Origin of the sequence: Kribbella polygonati (assembly GCF_050320105.1) — a bacterium.
Classification (GTDB): domain Bacteria; phylum Actinomycetota; class Actinomycetes; order Propionibacteriales; family Kribbellaceae; genus Kribbella.
This window is the reverse complement of record NZ_CP190129.1, coordinates 7,173,262-7,191,590: the sequence shown is the minus strand read 5'-3', so window position 1 is coordinate 7,191,590 and position 18,329 is coordinate 7,173,262. Positions and strand designations below refer to the sequence as shown.

The 18,329-nt window shown below is 70.1% G+C and carries 24 protein-coding genes; 13 read left to right on the top strand and 11 right to left on the bottom strand.

Translation table 11 applies throughout. The features are described 5' to 3' along the window. Positions 1-11 precede the first annotated feature (11 nt). Positions 12-113, bottom strand: a complete 102-nt coding sequence (locus ACQHIV_RS34390) for a 30S ribosomal protein bS22 (RefSeq protein ID WP_008356322.1) — start codon at positions 111-113, stop codon at positions 12-14. A 110-nt stretch (positions 114-223) separates the two neighbouring features. On the opposite strand from ACQHIV_RS34390, the gene ACQHIV_RS34385 reads away from it, so the two are divergent. After that, positions 224-883 carry a class I SAM-dependent methyltransferase gene (locus ACQHIV_RS34385; RefSeq protein WP_427888370.1) on the top strand — a complete coding sequence of 220 codons (660 nt, stop codon included), beginning with the start codon at positions 224-226 and terminating at the stop codon, positions 881-883. Here the strand turns inward: ACQHIV_RS34385 and ACQHIV_RS34380 are convergent. After that, a complete protein-coding gene (locus tag ACQHIV_RS34380; RefSeq protein WP_427888369.1) occupies positions 880-1,044 on the bottom strand; it encodes a hypothetical protein in 165 nt (54 codons plus the stop codon). The genes ACQHIV_RS34385 and ACQHIV_RS34380 overlap by 4 nt on opposite strands. A gap of 104 nt (positions 1,045-1,148) precedes the next feature. On the opposite strand from ACQHIV_RS34380, the gene ACQHIV_RS34375 reads away from it, so the two are divergent. Further along, positions 1,149-1,364, top strand: coding sequence for a hypothetical protein (locus ACQHIV_RS34375; protein WP_427888367.1), 216 nt, complete (start codon positions 1,149-1,151; stop codon positions 1,362-1,364). Here the strand turns inward: ACQHIV_RS34375 and ACQHIV_RS34370 are convergent. Then, entirely contained in the window at positions 1,361-3,229 is a 1,869-nt protein-coding gene (locus tag ACQHIV_RS34370) for an AfsR/SARP family transcriptional regulator (RefSeq protein ID WP_427888365.1), read from the bottom strand. The genes ACQHIV_RS34375 and ACQHIV_RS34370 overlap by 4 nt on opposite strands. Positions 3,230-3,283: 54 nt before the next feature. Between ACQHIV_RS34370 and ACQHIV_RS34365 the strand changes: the two genes are divergently transcribed. Continuing rightward, the gene (locus ACQHIV_RS34365) at positions 3,284-4,144 is read left to right on the top strand and encodes an alpha/beta fold hydrolase (protein ID WP_427888363.1); all 861 of its coding nucleotides are present in this window, start codon (positions 3,284-3,286) and stop codon (positions 4,142-4,144) included. 54 nt (positions 4,145-4,198) lie between these two features. Here ACQHIV_RS34365 and ACQHIV_RS34360 read toward each other — a convergent pair whose 3' ends face one another. The 3 genes from ACQHIV_RS34360 to ACQHIV_RS34350 all read right to left on the bottom strand — a co-directional run bounded on the left by ACQHIV_RS34360 (position 4,199) and on the right by ACQHIV_RS34350 (position 6,083). After that, positions 4,199-4,414: a helix-turn-helix domain-containing protein gene (locus ACQHIV_RS34360; RefSeq protein WP_012923942.1), complete on the bottom strand. Its 216-nt coding sequence runs from the start codon at positions 4,412-4,414 to the stop codon at positions 4,199-4,201. A 164-nt stretch (positions 4,415-4,578) separates the two neighbouring features. Next, complete coding sequence (locus tag ACQHIV_RS34355) at positions 4,579-5,754, bottom strand: acetoin utilization protein AcuC (protein ID WP_427888360.1); 1,176 nt, start codon at positions 5,752-5,754, stop codon at positions 4,579-4,581. Between the two features lie 17 nt (positions 5,755-5,771). Then, positions 5,772-6,083 carry a hypothetical protein gene (locus tag ACQHIV_RS34350; protein WP_427888358.1) on the bottom strand — a complete coding sequence of 104 codons (312 nt, stop codon included), beginning with the start codon at positions 6,081-6,083 and terminating at the stop codon, positions 5,772-5,774. Between the two features lie 76 nt (positions 6,084-6,159). On the opposite strand from ACQHIV_RS34350, the gene ACQHIV_RS34345 reads away from it, so the two are divergent. The 5 genes from ACQHIV_RS34345 (at position 6,160) to ACQHIV_RS34325 (ending at position 10,713) form a co-directional block, all read left to right on the top strand. Further along, positions 6,160-6,717, top strand: coding sequence for a TetR family transcriptional regulator (locus ACQHIV_RS34345; protein ID WP_427888356.1), 558 nt, complete (start codon positions 6,160-6,162; stop codon positions 6,715-6,717). A 59-nt stretch (positions 6,718-6,776) separates the two neighbouring features. Then, the gene (locus ACQHIV_RS34340) at positions 6,777-7,871 is read left to right on the top strand and encodes a GDSL-type esterase/lipase family protein (protein ID WP_427888354.1); all 1,095 of its coding nucleotides are present in this window, start codon (positions 6,777-6,779) and stop codon (positions 7,869-7,871) included. Positions 7,872-8,091: 220 nt separating this feature from the next. Further along, entirely contained in the window at positions 8,092-8,850 is a 759-nt protein-coding gene (locus ACQHIV_RS34335) for a hypothetical protein (RefSeq protein ID WP_427888353.1), read from the top strand. A gap of 151 nt (positions 8,851-9,001) precedes the next feature. Continuing rightward, complete coding sequence (gene trpS / locus ACQHIV_RS34330) at positions 9,002-9,970, top strand: tryptophan--tRNA ligase (RefSeq protein WP_427888351.1); 969 nt, start codon at positions 9,002-9,004, stop codon at positions 9,968-9,970. Continuing rightward, positions 9,967-10,713 (top strand): endonuclease/exonuclease/phosphatase family protein, encoded by a 747-nt coding sequence (locus ACQHIV_RS34325; RefSeq protein ID WP_427888349.1) that lies wholly within the window; start codon positions 9,967-9,969, stop codon positions 10,711-10,713. Before trpS ends, ACQHIV_RS34325 begins: the two co-directional genes overlap by 4 nt. Here the strand turns inward: ACQHIV_RS34325 and ACQHIV_RS34320 are convergent. Continuing rightward, the gene (locus ACQHIV_RS34320; RefSeq protein ID WP_427888347.1) at positions 10,699-11,601 is read right to left on the bottom strand and encodes a TIGR03560 family F420-dependent LLM class oxidoreductase; all 903 of its coding nucleotides are present in this window, start codon (positions 11,599-11,601) and stop codon (positions 10,699-10,701) included. The genes ACQHIV_RS34325 and ACQHIV_RS34320 overlap by 15 nt on opposite strands. Before the next feature lie 4 nt (positions 11,602-11,605). Beyond that, complete coding sequence (locus ACQHIV_RS34315) at positions 11,606-11,962, bottom strand: winged helix-turn-helix transcriptional regulator (protein WP_427888345.1); 357 nt, start codon at positions 11,960-11,962, stop codon at positions 11,606-11,608. Positions 11,963-12,012: 50 nt separating this feature from the next. Between ACQHIV_RS34315 and ACQHIV_RS34310 the strand changes: the two genes are divergently transcribed. Continuing rightward, positions 12,013-12,438 carry a PPOX class F420-dependent oxidoreductase gene (locus tag ACQHIV_RS34310; RefSeq protein WP_427888343.1) on the top strand — a complete coding sequence of 142 codons (426 nt, stop codon included), beginning with the start codon at positions 12,013-12,015 and terminating at the stop codon, positions 12,436-12,438. Here the strand turns inward: ACQHIV_RS34310 and ACQHIV_RS34305 are convergent. The 3 genes from ACQHIV_RS34305 to ACQHIV_RS34295 all read right to left on the bottom strand — a co-directional run bounded on the left by ACQHIV_RS34305 (position 12,431) and on the right by ACQHIV_RS34295 (position 14,840). Further along, a complete protein-coding gene (locus ACQHIV_RS34305) occupies positions 12,431-13,006 on the bottom strand; it encodes a hypothetical protein (RefSeq protein WP_427888341.1) in 576 nt (191 codons plus the stop codon). The genes ACQHIV_RS34310 and ACQHIV_RS34305 overlap by 8 nt on opposite strands. A 72-nt stretch (positions 13,007-13,078) precedes the next feature. Beyond that, entirely contained in the window at positions 13,079-13,882 is an 804-nt protein-coding gene (gene proC / locus ACQHIV_RS34300) for a pyrroline-5-carboxylate reductase (protein ID WP_427888339.1), read from the bottom strand. Between the two features lie 28 nt (positions 13,883-13,910). Then, the gene (locus ACQHIV_RS34295) at positions 13,911-14,840 is read right to left on the bottom strand and encodes a proline dehydrogenase family protein (protein WP_427888337.1); all 930 of its coding nucleotides are present in this window, start codon (positions 14,838-14,840) and stop codon (positions 13,911-13,913) included. 161 nt (positions 14,841-15,001) lie between these two features. Here ACQHIV_RS34295 and ACQHIV_RS34290 point away from each other — a divergent pair, with 161 nt between their 5' ends. The 4 genes from ACQHIV_RS34290 to ACQHIV_RS34275 all read left to right on the top strand — a co-directional run bounded on the left by ACQHIV_RS34290 (position 15,002) and on the right by ACQHIV_RS34275 (position 18,323). Beyond that, complete coding sequence (locus ACQHIV_RS34290; protein ID WP_427888335.1) at positions 15,002-16,036, top strand: DUF695 domain-containing protein; 1,035 nt, start codon at positions 15,002-15,004, stop codon at positions 16,034-16,036. Positions 16,037-16,395: 359 nt separating this feature from the next. Beyond that, positions 16,396-16,692 carry a hypothetical protein gene (locus ACQHIV_RS34285; RefSeq protein ID WP_427888334.1) on the top strand — a complete coding sequence of 99 codons (297 nt, stop codon included), beginning with the start codon at positions 16,396-16,398 and terminating at the stop codon, positions 16,690-16,692. Between the two features lie 69 nt (positions 16,693-16,761). After that, on the top strand, positions 16,762-17,268 hold the full coding sequence (locus ACQHIV_RS34280) for a SigE family RNA polymerase sigma factor (protein ID WP_427888332.1): 507 nt from the start codon (positions 16,762-16,764) through the stop codon (positions 17,266-17,268). Positions 17,269-17,279: 11 nt separating this feature from the next. Continuing rightward, the gene (locus ACQHIV_RS34275; RefSeq protein ID WP_427888331.1) at positions 17,280-18,323 is read left to right on the top strand and encodes a hypothetical protein; all 1,044 of its coding nucleotides are present in this window, start codon (positions 17,280-17,282) and stop codon (positions 18,321-18,323) included. The last annotated feature ends 6 nt before the right edge of the window (positions 18,324-18,329 follow it).

The following is an 18,329-nucleotide window of genomic DNA, read 5'->3' as shown; positions in this document are numbered from 1 at the left end:
GGCAGAACTGCTTACTTGCCGAGCTTGCGGCGCTGCACCCGCGTCTTCTTCAGCAGCTTGCGGTGCTTCTTCTTCGCCATACGCTTACGGCGCTTCTTGATAACGGAACCCACGTCTGACCATCCAAACTCAAAGAGAACGTCGGCAAAGCTTACCCGTAGGTCGCTTCCCCGACCTAAAGCAGGCTCCTCTACTAGACTGGCACCTTACCTGGGGAGGCTCGATGCGGGCACGGTACGACGGTTTGGCCGAGTGGTACGACGAACGTTTCGTGGCCGACGCACCGCCGCATCAGCCCGGTTTGCTGGAGCTCCTCGGCCCTGGTTCAGGACCGTGTCTGGACATCGGCTGCGGCACCGGGCGGAACTTCGACAGCATCCGCGCGAGCGGGCGTTCCGTCGTCGGGCTGGACTTCTCGATCGATCAGCTCGGGCGTGCCCGATTGCGGACGGACGGGTCGCTGCTGCACGGCGACGCGGCCGCGCTGCCGTTCGCGGACGCGTCGTTCGACACGGCGATCACGATGTGGATCTCCACCGACGTGGACGACTTCGGTGCCGTGCTCCGGGAGGCGGCGCGGGTGCTGCGGCCGGGCGGGGTGTTTGTGACGTACGGCGTACATCCCTGCTTCAACGGGCCGCATGTCGTCTACGAGGAGGACGGCCGGCGGACGGTGCATCCGACGTACCGCCAGACGGGCTGGCACACGGACCTGCCGTGGTGGGCAGAGGACGGGATCCGCCGGCGGATCGGGATGTCGCATCTGACGCTGGCCGATTACCTGAACGCCGTCATCAGGTCGGGCTTGAGGGTCGAGTACTTCGAAGAGCCCGCCGGGCAGGACATCCCCCACGCGCTGGCATTGCGGGCGCGGAAGCCCTAGGTCCCCTTGCGGGTGGTGACCGGGTCGGTGAGGACGGCCAGGTGGGGAGTGGCGGTCTGCTTGGTGGTGCTCGCGTAGGCGGCGGGGGTGAAGGCGACGGCGGCCAGGCCCAGGGTCGCGATGGTGCCTACGGCAACGGTTCTGACGATTCGGATCGGCATCGGGAGCCTCCTTCAGGTTGGTGATTCCATCCTGGGCGCCCGGACTGCGACGGCCCTGGAAGATTCCTGGGAGCGGGCTGGGAGTGCGAGGTAGCGTGGACGTCATGGCGTACGTCGTGTTCCTGGCGAGTCTGATCGTGGTGCTGGCAGGGCTGACCTCGTTCGCCGCGTGGGCGCGGCGCACCGGGCGAGGCTCCGGGGTGGCCGGCGCGCTCGCGGCGTACGAGGACGCGTACCGAGGGACGGCCCACCGGTCGTACCACGAGCTGCGGCTGCAGGCGGACCGCAAGTCGGAGACCGGGTCGCCCGAAGACCTCTAGTTCAGGTAGCCGGCGACCGGGCCGAGCGTGAGTAGACCGCTGCCTGCCGCGTGTTCGCCGGCTGCCGGCTCCAACGCCTGCCGGGCCGCAGCCAACAGCTCGTCATCACCGACCTGCCGCGCCGCATGCGCGGTCAATGCCCAGTGCACCTCGAGCAACAGCCCGGGCGGCGGCACCAGCGCTCCGCCGCCGCGGCTCGGGGCCTTCGCGGCGTAGATCCACGGGGTGTGGGGGCCGTAGTCGGCCGGGGCGATCGGTTGGTTGTGGCGGATGGCGTGGGTGGCCAGGGCCAGCGGGAGTAGGCCGTCGGTGAGGCCGGGCATGCCTGCTGCGGGCAGGAGGGTGGCCGCCGCGCGGTACGCCTCGGGGGTGTCGGCGCGGAGAGCGTCGTACCAGCGGGTGAAGACCTCGACGAGGGGGAGTTCGTGCCGTACGGCGAGGGCGTCGGCGGCTGCGGCGTGGTCGTCGGCGGCGGTGTGGTCGGCCCGCGCGCAGGCCGACTGCAGGCGGATCAGATGGCCGAGAACCTCATAGGTAAAGAGGTTGTGGCGCTGCGACAACGTGACGAGCTCCGCGCCGATCGCGTCCCGCTCAGCTGCGAGACCGGGGCGGTAGCAGGTCTGCATGAACACCCCGTTCAACGCGAACGCCAGCAGCGCGGGATCGTCGAGACCACGCGCCAACTGCTCGGCCTCGAGTGCGGCCTCACGCGGACGGGCTTTGGTGGATCCCCGCGATTCGAGGGCGATCGTGGCCAGCAGCCGCGCCCGGATGCTCGGGTGATCCTGCGTCGGGAGTACGCGTTCCGCGGCCGTCACGATCGCGGCGGCCTGCGCCTCGTCGTCCGAGCGGGTCCAGATCGCGGGTACGTCGTACGCGCCGATGATGCGCGCGGTGAGGTCGGGGTCGGCGAGTTCCGCCGCGGCCTCGACCGCGGCGAGCCGGTGCCGGCGGGCCGCCTCGAGTCCGCCGCCCCCGGTCACCGCGAGATTGCGGAGCAGGCCGACCGTCGACTCGATCCGCGCCCGCCGGCCACCAACAGCCCGGTCGTACGCCGCCGCCGTCTCCTCCCACACGTCACCCGCCGCACCCGCCACCGCCCCCACGTCACCTACCGGCGCGACCCCCGCCGACACCTCACCCACCGGCGCGAGGTGGGTTGCCTGGTTCAGGATGTCGTACTCCAGCCGGGTCAGCGCCGGGCCGGGGTCCAGTCCGAGCTGTCCCACCAGCATGTCTCGGGCACGCCGCAGTACGGCGAGCGCGTCGCCCTGCCGATCGCTCCGGTAGAGCGCCAGCGCGAGCAGCCGCCACGCGTCCTCGCGCCACGGGTGCTCGGTGACATGTGCGTCGAGGTCCGGTATCGCCTCGGCCGCATGGCCCAGCTCCAGCCGGGTGGCCGCGACCCGTTCGACCGCCTGCAGCCGGAGCTCGGTCAGGCGGGCACGCTCGGCCAGCGCCCACGGCTCGTCGGCGAACTCGGCGTACGCCGGACCGCGCCACAACCGCAGCCCCGCCAAGAGCTCCGGCAGCGCGGTGGCCTTGACGGACGCCTCGAACTTCCAGGCGTCGACGGCGTCGGTACGCAGCGCGTACCCCGGGCCTTCGGTGACCAGCAGCCGAGCGGGCTCACGTGGCCTGCGGTCCGGCTCGATCGCCCGCCGCAGCGCTGCCACGAACGTCCGCAGCGCACTGAGCGCGCCGTCCGGCGGGTCGGTCCACAGGTCGTCGACCAGTACGTTCGCCGGCACGACCCGGCCGCGGGCGACGATCAGCCGGGCGAGCACGGCCCGGTGCCGCGGGCCTTTCAGCTCGACCGGCTCCCGGTCCCACGCCGTCACCGGACCGAGCACCCCGAACTCCACCCGCCCACGGTAGCGCTCATCGAATGCTCATCGGGTGGCGCGATGCTGGAGGGCATGAAGATCGAAGGTTTTGAGTACCACCGGCTGCCCGGCGTCGACGGAGTCGAACTGAACGCCGCGGTCGGCGGATCGGGTACGCCGGTGGTGTTGCTGCACGGGTTTCCGCAGACGCATCTGATGTGGCGGCAGGTCGCGCGGGACCTGGCGGCGGACCACACGGTGATCTGCCCGGATCTGCGCGGGTACGGCGAGAGCGACAAGCCGGCGGACGGGTACTCGAAGCGGGAGATGGCCGCGGACGTGGTCGCGGTGGCGGCGGCGCTGGGGCATTCGCGGTTCGCGCTCGTCGGGCACGACCGGGGTGCGCTGGTGGCGTTCCGGGCGGGGCTGGACCATCCGGACGCGGTCACACACCTGATGAGTCTCGACGTCCTGCCGACGCTCGACATGTGGGACGTGATGCACGGGGCGAGTGCGGCGGTCGGGTTCCACCTGTACCTGATGGCCCAGCCGCCCGGGCTGCCGGAGCGGATGATCGCGGCGTCGGCGGACGAGTTCTTCGGGTACTTCCTGGACGCGTGGGCGAACGATCCGCGGGCGATCCCGGCCGAGGTACGGGCGGAGTACCTGGAGGCGTCGCGGAACGCCGTACCGTCGATCGTCGCGGACTACCGGGCTTCGGCGACCGTCGACGTACAGCACGACGAGCAGGATCTTGCCGCGGGCAACAAACTCCGGATGCCGGTGACGGTGATCCAGCAGGACTGGGGCACGGCGCTCGGCTTCGACGCCGCCGCCCGCTGGAAGACCTGGGCCACCGACCTCCACCACCAAACCACCACCGCCGGCCACTTCATGGCCGAGGAGTCCCCCGAGGAAGTGGCCACCGCCCTCCGCACCCTCCTCAACCGCTAGCCGGGCGCATGACGAAGGGGCCGGATCCGTGGATCCGGCCCCTTCGGTTCGTTGTTATCCGGCCTGGAAGAAGGCGCCCTTGAGGTAGTCGTGCACGGCATCCTCGGAGACCCGGAACGAACGACCCACCCGCACCGCGGGCAGCTCACCGGAGTGCACCAGTCGGTACACGGTCATCTTGGACACGCGCATGGCCGTGGCGACCTCCGCCACGGTCAGGAACTTCACCTCGGCGAGCGGCTGCTCACCACCGGATTTCTTTGATGCCATTGCGCACCGCACTTCCAGCACGGATCGTGCGCCGGCTTCCCCTCCGGCACCTCCGTCCGTGCATGCAACGAGCGTAGTGGCTGTTGGTACGAATGGGAAAGAGGGGGACTCCTGTGACTCACTCCAACCCCTCCCGCCCCGGAGCGAAGCGGAGGGGCGGGGAACTAATAGGAAGGATCAATGCCGAGTAACGGGAAGCTCGCATCGCGGGTCGCCTTGATCGCCCGGTCGAGCCACGTATCCGGGTTGTACCCCGTGGACCAGTCGGCGTACGACGGGTCCCGCCCGTCGGTCATCCGCGGCGGGGCCACCCGGCCGAACCGGAGCTGCACCTCCTCGCGCCACGCCTCCGGCACCGGCGTCGCGGGGTCGATCGGATTCCCCGCCACGATCGCGAGCAGGTGCGTCCACGCCCGCGGCACCACGTCGATGATCGCGTACCCGCCGCCACCGGTCGCGATCCACTTCCCGCCGGTCAGCTCATGCGCCAGCTCGTGCAGAGCCAGGTACGCCGCTCGCTGCCCGTCGACGGTCTTCGTCAGATGCGCCAGCGGATCCTCGGCGTGCGAGTCGCACCCGTGCTGCGTGACGAGCACCTGCGGCCGGAACGCCTTCACCACATCCGGTACGACGGCGTGGAACGCGCGCAACCAGCCCGCGTCCCCCGTCCCGGGCGGCAGCGCGACGTTGACCGCCGTACCTTCCGCGTCCGGCCCGCCCGTCTCGCCGGCGCTCCCCGTCCCCGGGAAGAGCGTGGTGGGCGACTCGTGCAGGCTGACCGTGAGTACGCGCGGATCGTTGTAGAACACCGTCTGTACGCCGTCCCCGTGGTGCACGTCCACGTCGACGTACGCGACCCGCTCGGCGCCGTGGTCGAGCAGCCACTGGATCGCGATCGCCGGGTCGTTGTACACGCAGAATCCGCTGGCCAGGTTGGGCATCGCGTGGTGCAGGCCGCCGGCGATGTTCGCGGCGTGCAGTACGTCGCCCTCCCAGACCGCGCGGGCCGCCTCGACGGACGCGCCGGCGATCTGCGCGGAGACCTCGTGCATCCGCGGGAAGCAGTAGGTGTCCGACGTACCGAGTCCGTGCTCCGGGTCGGCGTCGTCCGGGTGCTCGCCGGCGTGCTTCACGGCGGCGACGTACTCCGCGGTGTGCACGGTCTCGAGCAACGCGTCGTCCGCGGTCGGCGCGGGGACGATCTTGAGCTGATCGAGGACGCCGAACTCCCGGGCGAGCTTGATCGTCAGCTCGACCCGGATCGGACTCATCGGGTGCCCACGGCCGAAGTCGTACGCCGTCAACCCGTCGTCGAACACCAGCAACGCCTCACCACTCATGCACCTGACCTTAACCGTCAGACATCCGGAAGTGGTCTGCCGAAGCGGCGGCTCATCCAGTAGGCGCCCCGGCGGGCGTGGAAGACGGTCATCAGGACGGCGCCGAACGCGCCGGCGACGAGCGCGGCCCACGGATGGGTCGAGACGTGGGCGAAGGTGAGCAGGACGGCAGCGATCGCGAACGCCGCGAGGCCGCCGACGGCGTTGTTGGTGGCGGAGTTGCCGGTCAGGTTCGGGAACTCGCGGCCGGTGATGCCGGTGACGAAGTGCGGGACCCCGTTGAGTCCCATCAGCCCGGCCAGGAAGGCCAGCACGATCGCCTGAACCATCGCCCATCCCCTTTCAGTCTACGGTTGTTGACTGAAAGCGTAACACCGATGAGTCAACATGCGTAGACTGAAGTTCGTGAACACCAGGGTGGCGGCGCGCCGGCAGACCGAGGACCGGATTCTCACCGCGGCCCGGGAGCTGTTCGGCGAACACGGGTTCGACCGCACCACGGTCCGGATGATCGCCGCCCGGGCCGGCAGCGATCCCGGCCTGGTGATGCGGTACTTCGGTTCGAAGGAGCAACTGTTCGCGCAGGCCGCGGCGATCCCGGCCGACGGCGCGATCGAGGGCACGCCGGACGAGATCGCGGCGCAGCTGGCCGCGGCGCTGGCGGAGAAGCTGGCGGCGGAGCCGGTGGCGGCGCTGGCCGCGTTACGCGCGATGTTCAGCCACCCGGAGGCGGCCGGCGAGGTCCGCAAGGCGATGACCGCGCACCAGCGGCAGATCGCCGAGCAGCTCCCCGGCGACGACGCACTGGTCCGGTCCGGCGTGATCGGCGCGCTCACCCTCGGCCTGGTCGTCTCCCGGCACCTGGTGGAACTCGACGGCCTCGACGTACCGCCGGAGCGGCTGATGGCGATCGCCGGCCCGCTGATCGACCAGCTGGTCACGGGTTCCAGGCCGATCGAATAGATTGCCGCGCCGCCCACGGGTGCTGATGATCGGGGCCATCCGCCCCGAAGGAGACGCCCATGCGTGGGATCGTTCGTGCTCTGCCTGCCCTTGCCAGTCTCGGTGCCCTGGCCTTCACCCTCGGCCCGGCACCGACCGCCGACGAACCGGCGGTACCGATCAACCGTGCGACACCGACCAGGATCATGCCGCTCGGCGACTCCAACACCGCGGGCGGCGATGCCGTCGGAGCGGCGTACCGGGCCGATCTGTGGCAGCTGCTCCGCGCCGACGGGCGCCCGGTGGACTTCGTCGGGTCGGTGACCAGCGGCCCGGCCGGCGTCCTCGGCGACCGGGACCACGAAGGCCACGGCGGCTGGACGATCGGCCAGATCCAGGACAACGTCACCGGCTGGCTGACAACCTACCGGCCGGACGTGATCACGCTGCAGATCGGCACCAACGACATGTACGACGACGCCTCCGCGGGCGCCGCGCCCGGCAAGTTGGCCACGCTGATCGCCACCGTCACCAGCACTCTCCCCGACGTCCAGCTGTTCGTCGCGAACCTCCCGCAACTCGCCGACCCGAACCACTACGCCCGGGTCGCCGCGTTCAACTCCACGATCCCGGGCATCGTCGCCGCGGCCGGCGCGCACGTGCACTACGTCGACGCGAACTCCGGCCTGTTCCAGCCGTACGACTTCGTCGACATGTGGCACCCGAACTACGGCGCCGCGTCGAAGGCCGCGATCCGCTGGTACGGCGCGCTGACCGGCGTACCGATCACCCGGTTCGAGGCGGAGCAGACCGCGAACGCGACGATCACGAACGCCCGGAAGGTGTCGATCGCCTCGGCCTCGGGTGGCGCGAAGATCGGGTACATCGACTACCCGGACAGCTCGGTGACCTTCCGGTTCCAGGTCGGCAGCGCCGGGACGTACCGGATCCGGGCCCGGGGCGCCAACGGGATGGGTGCCGTCTGTAGCCATCACGTCTCGGCGAACGGCGGTCCGCCGGCAACGGTCAGCTACCCGTCGTACAGCTGGGACCTGCTCGGGGAGTCGGCGGTCGACCTGCCGCTGAACGCGCGGTGGAACACGGTGAAGTTCACCAAGGGCGACTGCTACACCGAACTGGATGCCATCGACGTCAGTCCGGTACCGACGGCCTGACAAACGGACGGGCGGCGCGACACCCCTCCCTGGCCGCGCCGACCGTCAGTGGTCCAACAGTCGATTCATCGGCGGCGGACTGCAAAGCGTTACAGGTTTTGCACTTCCCTGCAGAGAAACCGGAAAATGTACGTCGAATCCGCGGCGGTCCGACTGCGGACAGTGAGATCCGGACTTGCGAGTACACCCCAGAGGGGCCCAAGGTTCTTCCGTGAGGCAAATGAAACCCAACCGTCGGCAGATCTTCACGGTGGGCGCAGCCGCGGCCGCCGCGACGGTCGCCGCCTCGACCCAGACCGCGGCCGCCGCGCCGGAAGCCGCCGAGTTCGCCGCCACCACCTCCGTGTCCACCGGGCCGTACGGCTCCGGCGTCGCGGGGTCGTGGACCAACTCCACCCGCGCCATCTCCACGGCCGCGCAGTTCGAGAAGACCCGGCAGACCAACGGCGTCTTCATGTTCGGCGACAGCATCTCCGTGCAGGACGGCAAGGCGCTGGCGGTCCGGCTGCTGAACCGCAACGGCACCCAGCTCGCCGTCAACAACTGGTCCAGCCGGCCGAGCTCGGGCGCGGTCGACGCGCTGCAGGCGGCCGCGTCGGCGTACGGGCTGCCGCGCCGGGTGCTGATGGCCAGCGGCTCGAACGACATCTTCGACCCGCCGAAGTTCCGCGCCCAGGTCGACCGTGCGATCGGCATCGTCGGCCAGAACCGGACCCTGTTCTGGGTGAACCTCCAGGTCGTCCGCCGCTCCGTCACCGCCCCGGTCCAGCTGGCCGACCAGCGGAACAGCTCGTGGCTGAACATGCAGCTGTACGACGCCCAGCAGAAGTACCCGAACCTGCGGATCATCCGCTGGGCCGAGTGGCTCTGGGTGAAGCCGTACCGGCTGGCGAACTACCTGCGCGACGGCGTCCACCCGTCGGTGCCGCTGGGCCAGGACGCCCGCAACGAGCTGATCGTCCAGTCGCTGTTAAGCTGATGCCGTGAACACGAACTTGCAGCTGTGGTGGGCCGCCTAGGGCGGTCCATCCCAGCGCGTGTTCGCACGCAGCCACCACGGCCGCCTCACCGAGGCGGCCTTTTTGTTTGCCCTCTTTCGGTGAGGCTCCAGAAACCGAAGGAGAAAGATCATGACCTCGCTTTCCGGCATCACCCCGTCCGGCCGGCTCACGCTCGGCAACCACCTCGGCGCGCTGCGCCGGTTCACCGACCCGGACGGCTTCTACTTCGTCGCGAACCTGCACGCGATGACGACCAAGCACGATCCCCGAAGACTCGCCACGCTCACCCGCGAGTTCGCGACGCTGATGCTCGCGGCCGGCGTCCCGGAGGGCACGGTGTTCGTGCAGTCCGACGTCCCCACGCACGCGCAGCTCGCGTACCTGCTCGAGTGCACGTCGTACGTCGGCGAGCTGTCCCGGATGATCCAGTACAAGGAGAAGGGCAAGGGCCGCCCGATGACGCGGGCCTCGCTGTTCACGTACCCGTGCCTGATGGCCGCGGACATCCTGCTGTACGGCGCGGAGCGGGTACCGGTCGGCGGTGACCAGGACCAGCACGTCGAACTGGCCCGGGACGTGGCGATCCGGTTCAACCGCGAGTACGGCGAGACGTTCGTCGTGCCGCGGCTGAACAAGGCGGCGCTGGCGACGCGGGTCAAGGACCTGCAGAACCCGACCGCGAAGATGAGCAAGTCGGACGCGGACGACGCGGTCGGCACGATCCGGCTGCTGGACCCGCCGGACGTGATCCGCCGGCAGATCATGCGCGCCGTCACCGACTCCGAGAACGTTGTCCGGCACGACGAGCAGGCCAAGCCCGGCGTCACCAACCTGCTGGAGATCCTGGCCGCCTGTACCGCGGGCGACCCGGTCGAGCTGGCCGCGGCGTACACGTCGTACGGCGCGCTGAAGCAGGACGTCGCGGACGCCGTACTGGCGGTGATCGAGCCGCTGCAGAAGGAGTACGCGCGGTTGGCGACCGACCCAGGCGCGATCGACCACCTGCTCGCACAGGGCCGCGACCGGGCGCTCGAGGCGAGCACGCCGCGGCTCCAGGCTGCGACCCGGGCGATGGGTTTGGCAGGATCTGCTCCATGAAGATCCGCGCCGCTTCGTTCAACCTCCGCAACTCGTCCGCGCCGGACGGCGACAACGCCTGGCCGGTCCGGCGGAAGGCGGCGGTGGCGGCGATCGAACAGCTGGACGCCGACGTGGTCGGGCTGCAGGAGGTGCTGCCCGACCAGCTCGAGTACCTGCGCTGGCGGTTCCCGAAGTACGAGATCGTCGGCGCCGGACGGGACGACGGGATGAGTGCCGGTGAGCACTCCCCCGTCCTGGTCCGGCCCGGCGACTGGCGGATCGAGCGGTACGAGACCCGCTGGCTGTCCGACGACCCGGGGACGCCGGGCTCGATCGGGTGGGACGCCGACCTGACCCGGATCGCCACCCTGGTCTGGCTGCGGCACCGCAACGGTACGACGGTCGGCGTCGTCAACACGCACTACGACCACGCGGGCGAGGTCGCGCAACTGCAGTCGTCCCGGCTGATCGCCCGCTGGATCACCGGATCGCTGCCCTGGATCGTGATGGGCGACCTGAACGCGACCCCGGACTCACCGCCGTTGAAGGCGCTGGCCGCCTCCGGCCTGGCGCTCGCGGTCCCGCCCGAGGCCGGCGGCAGCTGGCACGACTTCACCGGCGCCGAGGACGGCGACCGGATCGACCACATCCTCGTCACCCCGGGGTTCTCCGTGACCGACGCGACCGTCTCGCACGTCCGCCCCGAGGGCCGCCTCCCGAGCGACCACTGGCCGGTCGTCGCGACCCTAGATCTTCGCTAGCACCTCTTCGCGCAGCAGCTCCAACGCGTCGAACCGCCGGTTCCCCTCCCCCAGGAACGCATCCGGCACCAGCAACTCGTCGATCCCCGCCTCCGGGTACCGCGCCACCTCGTCGAGCACCTCCTGCGCCGACCCCATGATCACGTGCATCCCCCGACTCTCGAACCGCTCCTTCCGCTCGGCAGCCTCGGCATCCCCCGGTACGACAACCTCCAGGAACGTCTGCGCCGACCGCCGCACGCTCTGCGGATCCCGCCCCACTCGCTCACAGTGCTGGGCAAACACCACAGCCTTCTGAGCCGCCAGCTCCGGCCGCCCCCAGTGGTTCCACTCGTCCGCATACCGAGCAACGATGCCCAGGGCAACCTTTTCACCCGAAGCACCGATGAGGACGGGCAGCCGGGAGGGCTTGGGTTCGCAGGGGGCATCGTGCAGCTGGTAGTACTTGCCGTCGAACGTCGTCCGCTCCCGGGTCAGCAACCCGGTGATCACCTGACACGCTTCCTCGAACCGCTTGAGCCGCGGCCCGATCGCCGGCAGCTCGATCCCGTACGCCTCGTGCTCGTTCACCTGCCACCCCGCCCCGATCCCGAGCACGAACCGCCCGCCCGACATCTGGTCGATGGTCGCCGCCGCGTTCGCCACCACGGCCGGATGCCGGTACGTGTTCCCCAGCACCATCGACCCGACCCGCACCCGCTCGGTGCGCGCGACGATCCCGGCGATCAGTGCAAGACACTCGTTGACCGGGACGCTCAGGTCGTCCCCGTTCTGCAGGAAATGGTCGGCAACCCACACCCCGTGCCAGCCGGTCCGCTCGGCGTACTCCGCGCCGTCGAGCACGCTCTGCCAGGTCCGTGATGCCGCAGGCCACAAAGAGAAGTCCATGCGCTCATCCTGCCTCTTGCGCAGCGAGTACGGCGTCCCCGTTCTCTTCCGCCCACTCCGTGAGCATCCGCACCGGACCCATCAGCGTGCGGCCGAGCGGCGTCAGCTCGTACTCGACCCGCGGCGGCACTCCGCCGTGATCGGTCCGGTCGACGAGCCCGTTCGTCTGCAGCCGGCGGAGCGTCTGCGTGAGCACCTTCTTCGAGATGCCGCCGATCAGCTCGACCAGCTCGGAATGCCGGCGGGCGTGGTCGTTCAGGCCCCACAGCACCACCACGGCCCACTTGTCGGCGATCACCTCGACCGCGAGGCGGGCCGGACAGTCGGCCAGGAAGACGTCGCCAGGTTCTGCTCCGTGCACAGCGGTCAGGGTACCCACAGGTTCCCACGGCGGTGTCTAGCGTCTGTTGCATGATTCCCGAAAGCGCCTACCGCCTCTTCGACGAGCCGAAGGACGTCACCATGATCACGATCGACCCGAACGGGTCGCCGCAGGCCGCGTTGGTGTGGGTCGGGCGGGACGGCGACGACCTGCTGATCGGCGTCGAGGAGAAGCACCGCAAGACCCGGAACCTGCGCCGCGACCCGCGGATCACCCTGGTCGTGCAGGACGACCGGATCAGCCCGCGCGGGCTCACGCAGTACCTCGTCGTGCGGGGTACGGCGAAACTCGAGCGGGATCCGCTGCGGTACAAGGAGTTGATGGACCGGCTGAGCAAGAAGTACCTCGACCGCGACGAGTTCCCGTTCTGGAACGACGACGTGGCCGCCGGCGCCACCGTCGTACGCGTTGGTGTCGATCAGGTGCTGGGCGAAGGACCCTGGGTGGTCAGATGACCAGGTGCCAGCGGAGCATGAAGGCGCCGATCGAGAGCACGACGTAGAGCAGCACCAGGGCAGTGCCGATGCCGGGGCGCGGGCGGTGCCGGCGGACCGGGGTGGTGAGGGACCGCTCCCGCAGTACCTCCATCACCGCGGCGACCTCGGCGGTGCGGTCGGCCGGGATGCCGTTGATCTCGTGCTCGTCGGGGCCGCGGGTGAGTACGACGCTGTCCTCGCCGATCTCGATCTTGCCGACGTCCTGCCAGGCTAGGCTGCGGATCAGCATGCTGGTCCGCGCCTTCAGGCCCGTCGGGAACAGCTCGACCCGGTACAGCACGACGCCGCCGGCGACCCGCACCACCGACGCGCCGATGATCGTCAGCAGGCCGACCGCGAGCATGTCGCGGGCACCCATCCACAACCACGAGTTCAACGCCGGCACGGCGACGAACGGCAGCAGGAACAGGGCCCAGGCCCACCAGGGCGCCGGGTCCAGCGGCACACGCCACGGCAGCGGCGGAACCTCACGCTCCTGCTGAACCTGTGCAGGCGCGGTGACCGGCTCGACCGAACCATTACCCATGGGCGGACTCATCCCTCGAACACGGCAGCAAACCTCGGCGCGGATACCTTAACGCCACCTGAGGGACAGGTGTTACTCGGCAGCAAGATCCCGAGAGCGGTTCCGGGCCGCCTCGATCGCGGAAAGGAACGCCGCACGAACCTTGTGGTCCTCGAGCTCCCGCACCGCGGCGGCCGTCGTACCACCGGGTGACGTCACGCGCTCCCGCAGTACGGTCGGATGCTCACCGGTCTCGCGCAGCAGCTTCGCGGACCCGACCACCGTCTGGACGACGAGTTCGGTCGCGGTGTTGCGCGGCAGCCCCATGTGCACGCCGGCCTCGATCATCGACTCGACCACGAAGAAGATGTACGCCGGACCGGAACCGGAGATCGCGGTCACCGCGTCCTGCTGCTTCTCCGGCACCCGCACCACCCGGCCGGTCGCCGCGAGCAGGCTCTCGGCCAGCTCGAGGTGGCTCTCGTCGCAGTGCGCGCCCCGGGAGATCGCCGCCATCCCCTCGTCCACCAGGGCAGGCGTGTTCGGCATGACCCGTACGACGGCGACGCCCTCGGGCAGCCGCGACTCGACGAAACCCGTGCTGATACCGGCCGCCAGCGACACGATCGTCTGCGTCGGCTCGACCGCCGGGGCGATCTCCGCGAGCAGGTCCGGCATGTCCTGCGGCTTCACCACCAGGACCAGCGTGTCCGCCCGCTTCGCCGCCTCCAGGTTCGAGACCACGTCGACGCCGTACCGCTCCCGCAGCTCGGCGGCACGCTCCGGGCGGCGCTCGGTGATCAGGAGGTCCTCCGGTCGCCGACCGGCCCGAATCAGCCCGGACAGCAACGTCTCCCCCATCACGCCGGCCCCGAGGACGGCCACCTGTGCACTCATGCCCACAGGTTAGCCGTCGGCGCGCGGGCTACTTCTTGCTGATCAAGGAGCGGGCGAAGAACTGCAGGTTCGCGGGGCGCTCGGCCAGCCGGCGGACCAGGTAGCCGTACCAGTCCTCGCCGTACGGGATGTAGATCCGCATGGTGTGCCCGAGGCCGGCCAGCCGGAGCTGCTCCTCGGGACGGATGCCGTACAGCATCTGGTACTCGAAGCTGCCCGGCTTGCGGCCGGCGCGATCGGCCAGCGCGCCCGCGATCGAGATCAGCCGCGGGTCGTGCGAGGCGATCATCGGGTAGCCCTCGCCGTTCATCAGCACCTTCATCGCGCGGACGTACGCCTTGTCGACCTGGCGCTTGTCCTGGTACGCGACCGATTCCGGCTCCTTGTACGCGCCCTTGCACAACCGGACCCGGGAGCCCGAGTGCGCGAGGTCGCGGCAGTCGCCCTCGGTACGCCGCAGGTACGCCTGCAGGACCGCGCCGGTCTCCGGGAAGTCCTGGCGCAGCTCGCGGAGGATGCCCAGCGTGGAGTCGGTGGTGGTGTGGTCCTCCATGTCGAGGGTGACCGTCGTACCGGCGTTGCGGGCCGCGAGGCAGATCGTGCGGGCGTTCTCCAGCGCGATCTTCTCGCCGTCGCCGGGGAGCGCCTGGCCGACCGCGGACAGCTTCACCGAGACCTCGGCGTTCGCGGTCAGGCCGGCCGCGGCCAGCTTCTTCAGCAGGTCGAGGTACGCGTCGGCGGTCGCGGTCGCGGCGGCCAGGTCGGTGACGTCCTCACCGAGGTGGTCGAGGGTGACGCGGAGGCCGTTGCTGACCAGCTTCTCGGTGGCCAGCACGGCCTCCGGAGCGGTCTCACCGGCGACGAACCGCGCGACGATGCCGCTGGACACCGGCAGCGACGACACGGCCTTCTTGATCTGGGGGCTGCGGGACATGCCCAGCAGGACTCGCCGAAGCACTACGTGTTCCTCCTCATCAACCCACCCATTTGCCAGTGGTGAATGCAGGTTACGCGCCTGAACCAGGCTTTGCGGAATCGTCCGGCGCTGGTGTGTCCGGGACCACACCAGCACGGTGACTGGTTCGATGGTCGCACCCCTGGCTGTTAGAGGATGCGGTCATGCCCATCTTCAAGCGTCGCCGCCGGAACGCCGTGGAGGCCGACCCGATCGGCGCGTTCTGGTCCTGGTGGACGACGGCCGGCGCCGGACTGGTCGCGGACGCCGTCGCCCGGCGCGAGCCGACCGCGGCGAACGCCGACCTGACCGACCGGATCGGCCGGATCCACCCCGACCTGGAATGGGAGCTCGGGCCCGGGCTGCACGCCGAGCACGTCCTGATCGTGACCGCCGCGGGCAACCCCGCCCAGCGCGCGGTCGCCCGCCGCTGGCTGCGCGCGGCCCCGCCGTCGGACCGCGTCTGGGAGTACGCCGACCTGCGCCGGCCCGGTCCCGCGGTGACGATCCAGTTCGAGGGACTGCCGCCGGTCGCGATCGACGAGTCGCTGGTGTCGATCGAGCCGGACTCGGCGTCCGTCCACGTCGGCGTCCACCACCCGGCGTTCGCGTCGCTGTCGGTGGACACGCAGCGGCGGGTGACGTTTCTGATCCTGGACCTGGTGCTGGGCGAGGAGATGGTGGAGACCTGGGTCGGCGCGATCGACCCGTTGGCCGACGCCCCGGTGGACGCCGTACCGGTGATGCAACTGCTGCCGGCCGTGGCCGGGTTCGCGGCCGAGCACACGCTGGACGACGGCAGCCCCGCCTGGAAGATGCTCGAGGGGACCCGGGACGGGCAGCGGGTGATCGCGACCGCGGAGTACCCGCTGCGCTCGATCCGGCGGCCGCACCTCGACACGCACGTCGCGGTGTCGATCCGGTACCCCGTCGTACGCGAGGACGGCCTGCCCGAGTCCGAGATGCTGGACGAACTGCGCGCGTTCGAGGACCACCTCACCGACCGCCTCGGCGGCTCCGGCAACCTCCTCGCCCACGAAACCTCCGCCGGCGTCCGCATCCTGCACTACTACGTCGACGGCACCACCCCCGCCGACGCCCAACTCCAAGCCGCCACCACCGGCTGGCCCCACGGCAAAGTCACCCTCACCACCACCCCCGACCCCGCCTGGGAAAACGTCGCCCACCTCGCCGGCTGAGGCTGGTGTAGTGGAGAAGGTCATCCCCCACGCGGTGCTACGCGCGACCCCTTCGTCGCCGTGCTACGCGCCGCTCCCGCCCACCCGGTTGCGCGCGGCTGGCGCCGCTCATTCTTGCGGCTGCCGCCGCCTGTGACCGACACGTACCACCGGGCCACCGCGAACGCTCGACTCCCCCGACCGGCAAAGCAGCACCGCTGACTGCCGGCCTGCTCGTGATGACCCGAGAACAAGCCGTGGGGACTCGCGACAAGCAATGCAATGTCTCCAGCCCCCGCGAGCTGTCGCAAGTTCGCCTACCGCTGCCGGCGAGGTACTGTTCCCCAGCTCGGGGTGAGGCAACTACAGACGGGTGGTCGGTGAAGACTCTGCGGGAGTTCATCTGGTTCGGGCTGGCGCTCGGGGTGCTGGGGATCGGGATGGGGATCTACTTCCTGATCGCGCCGCCGGATCCGAACGCGACGCCGACCTGCAACCACCGGCCGATGAGCCAGGGCGACCTGTGCGTCGTGCACGGCAGCACCGGCACCTACACCGAGTCGTACGACGAGATGAAGAACAAGCCCGGCGGCCGCGAACGGGCCGTGTGGCTGGGCCTGATCGGCGTCGCGATCACCGGCGGCGCTTCGTACGGGTTGTACCGGACACGGCCGTAACCCTTCCGCGGTGCAACCTGGTGCGTGGGACTTTCCGTCTTGGGGTGGAGATGGGGAGTGGAGGCGCGGATGGTGGAGCGGGACCGGGAGTTCGCCGAGTTCGTCGAGGAGACCTCGACGGCGTTGCGGCGGACCGCGTTTCTGGTGGTGGGGGATCGCCACCGGGCCGACGACATCGTCCAGGACGCGTTGTACAAGCTGTACCTGGCGTGGCCGAAGGTACGGCGGGTAGGTAATCCGTTCGCGTACGCGCGTCGCGTCGTGGTCAACGCGGCGTACGACGGCGGCCGCCGGCCGTGGCGGCGGGAAGTGGCGATCGCCGACCTGCCGGACCGCGCCGAGCCCGACGACTTCACCGCCGGCCACGCCGAACGGGACGAAGTACTGGAAGCCCTGCGTTCCCTGGGCCCGCGGCAACGCGCGTGCGTGGTCCTGCGGTACTACGAAGACCTGTCCGTCGAGCAGACCGCGGAAATCCTCGGCTGTTCGACCGGCACCGTGAAGAGCCAGGCGGCACGCGGTCTCGACACTCTCCGGCGAACCATCGACCAGCGGCGGGCGAGCCAGTCACTGTGAAGGAGAACGAGATGGACGACGTACGAGAGATCAGCGCCGAGCTCCAGCGGATCGCCGGGTCGGAGCCGATGGACGACTTCGACACCGCCGCGTTGCTGGCCCGCGGCCGGCGCGGCCGGCGCCGCCGGAAGCTCCTCGGCCTCGGCGGTGCGGTCGCCGGTGTCGCGGTGGTTGCGGTCGCCGCGAGCCTGCTGCCGAACCTGGCCACCGCGAACAAACAGCCGGCCGTCGCAGCGCCGCAGAACTCCGACTTCGGCCCGGTCCCGGGCGTTCCGCGGGGCGAAGCGGCCGCGGATCAGCGGATCACCCACGAGGAGGCGGAACGCCGCTGCAACCTGCGCACCCCGGGCGTCACGCAGAAGCTCCGTGGCACCGGTACGGCACGGTCCGGGCATGCTCAGATGTACGACCTCAAGAACGGCACACGGGTCACCAACGGCAGCTACTGCATCATCCCCGGCGGCGACAAGCCGTCGGCGGAACTGGTCGCCGCGGCCGCGAAGGATCTCCTCCCGCAATCGGCGGCGGACAAGCTCCGGAACTGCTCCGTGATCGCCTGGGTCGACCTGACCAACTGGCAGGTGGTGGCCTCGGACCAGTCGAAGGCGCTCGGGTCGGCCGCCCTGGTCGCGATCTCCCCCAGCGGCCGTAAGGTCGTCGACTGCGAACTGACCTCCCGGAAGTCGCCACTCGGCGACCCGGCCGGTTCCACCTCTTTCGCCACCCTGACCAACCTCGACAGCAACGACCCGACGCTCGACCCGGAGGTCAGGTCCGGCCGGACCGACATGTACGTCGCCGGCGGCGGTGGCGGCGAATGCGTCGCCGGAACCTGCCACAGCTGGAACATGACCGGCTGGGGCCGCGTCGCCTCGAAGGCGGCAACCACGGTCCGCCTGCGCATCGGCACCGGCCCGGTCTACCAGGTCCCGGTCAGCCGCGGCGGCTGGTTCGCGTTCACCTGGCTGACCTCGTCAACCTACGACCTCAAGAAGCCCAACCCCCGGGTCGCCGCCTACGACGCCAACGGAAAGATCGTCAAGGTCTTCCAATAATCGCTG

Bases quoted from the DNA above. Each gene is read 5' to 3' on its own strand.
- ACQHIV_RS34310 (WP_427888343.1), top strand. From the start codon at position 12,013: ATGATTCCCGAAAGCGCCTACCGCCTCTTCGACGAGCCGAAGGACGTC.
- ACQHIV_RS34365 (WP_427888363.1), top strand. From the start codon at position 3,284: ATGAAGATCGAAGGTTTTGAGTACCACCGGCTGCCCGGCGTCGACGGA.
- ACQHIV_RS34325 (WP_427888349.1), top strand. From the start codon at position 9,967: ATGAAGATCCGCGCCGCTTCGTTCAACCTCCGCAACTCGTCCGCGCCG.
- proC (WP_427888339.1), bottom strand. From the start codon at position 13,882: ATGAGTGCACAGGTGGCCGTCCTCGGGGCCGGCGTGATGGGGGAGACG.
- trpS (WP_427888351.1), top strand. From the start codon at position 9,002: ATGACCTCGCTTTCCGGCATCACCCCGTCCGGCCGGCTCACGCTCGGC.
- ACQHIV_RS34320 (WP_427888347.1), bottom strand. From the start codon at position 11,601: ATGGACTTCTCTTTGTGGCCTGCGGCATCACGGACCTGGCAGAGCGTG.
- ACQHIV_RS34350 (WP_427888358.1), bottom strand. From the start codon at position 6,083: ATGGTTCAGGCGATCGTGCTGGCCTTCCTGGCCGGGCTGATGGGACTC.
- ACQHIV_RS34335 (WP_427888353.1), top strand. From the start codon at position 8,092: ATGAAACCCAACCGTCGGCAGATCTTCACGGTGGGCGCAGCCGCGGCC.
- ACQHIV_RS34275 (WP_427888331.1), top strand. From the start codon at position 17,280: ATGGACGACGTACGAGAGATCAGCGCCGAGCTCCAGCGGATCGCCGGG.
- ACQHIV_RS34360 (WP_012923942.1), bottom strand. From the start codon at position 4,414: ATGGCATCAAAGAAATCCGGTGGTGAGCAGCCGCTCGCCGAGGTGAAG.
- ACQHIV_RS34340 (WP_427888354.1), top strand. From the start codon at position 6,777: ATGCGTGGGATCGTTCGTGCTCTGCCTGCCCTTGCCAGTCTCGGTGCC.
- ACQHIV_RS34280 (WP_427888332.1), top strand. From the start codon at position 16,762: ATGGTGGAGCGGGACCGGGAGTTCGCCGAGTTCGTCGAGGAGACCTCG.
- ACQHIV_RS34290 (WP_427888335.1), top strand. From the start codon at position 15,002: ATGCCCATCTTCAAGCGTCGCCGCCGGAACGCCGTGGAGGCCGACCCG.
- ACQHIV_RS34305 (WP_427888341.1), bottom strand. From the start codon at position 13,006: ATGGGTAATGGTTCGGTCGAGCCGGTCACCGCGCCTGCACAGGTTCAG.
- ACQHIV_RS34355 (WP_427888360.1), bottom strand. From the start codon at position 5,754: ATGAGTGGTGAGGCGTTGCTGGTGTTCGACGACGGGTTGACGGCGTAC.
- ACQHIV_RS34385 (WP_427888370.1), top strand. From the start codon at position 224: ATGCGGGCACGGTACGACGGTTTGGCCGAGTGGTACGACGAACGTTTC.
- ACQHIV_RS34375 (WP_427888367.1), top strand. From the start codon at position 1,149: ATGGCGTACGTCGTGTTCCTGGCGAGTCTGATCGTGGTGCTGGCAGGG.
- ACQHIV_RS34380 (WP_427888369.1), bottom strand. From the start codon at position 1,044: ATGCCGATCCGAATCGTCAGAACCGTTGCCGTAGGCACCATCGCGACC.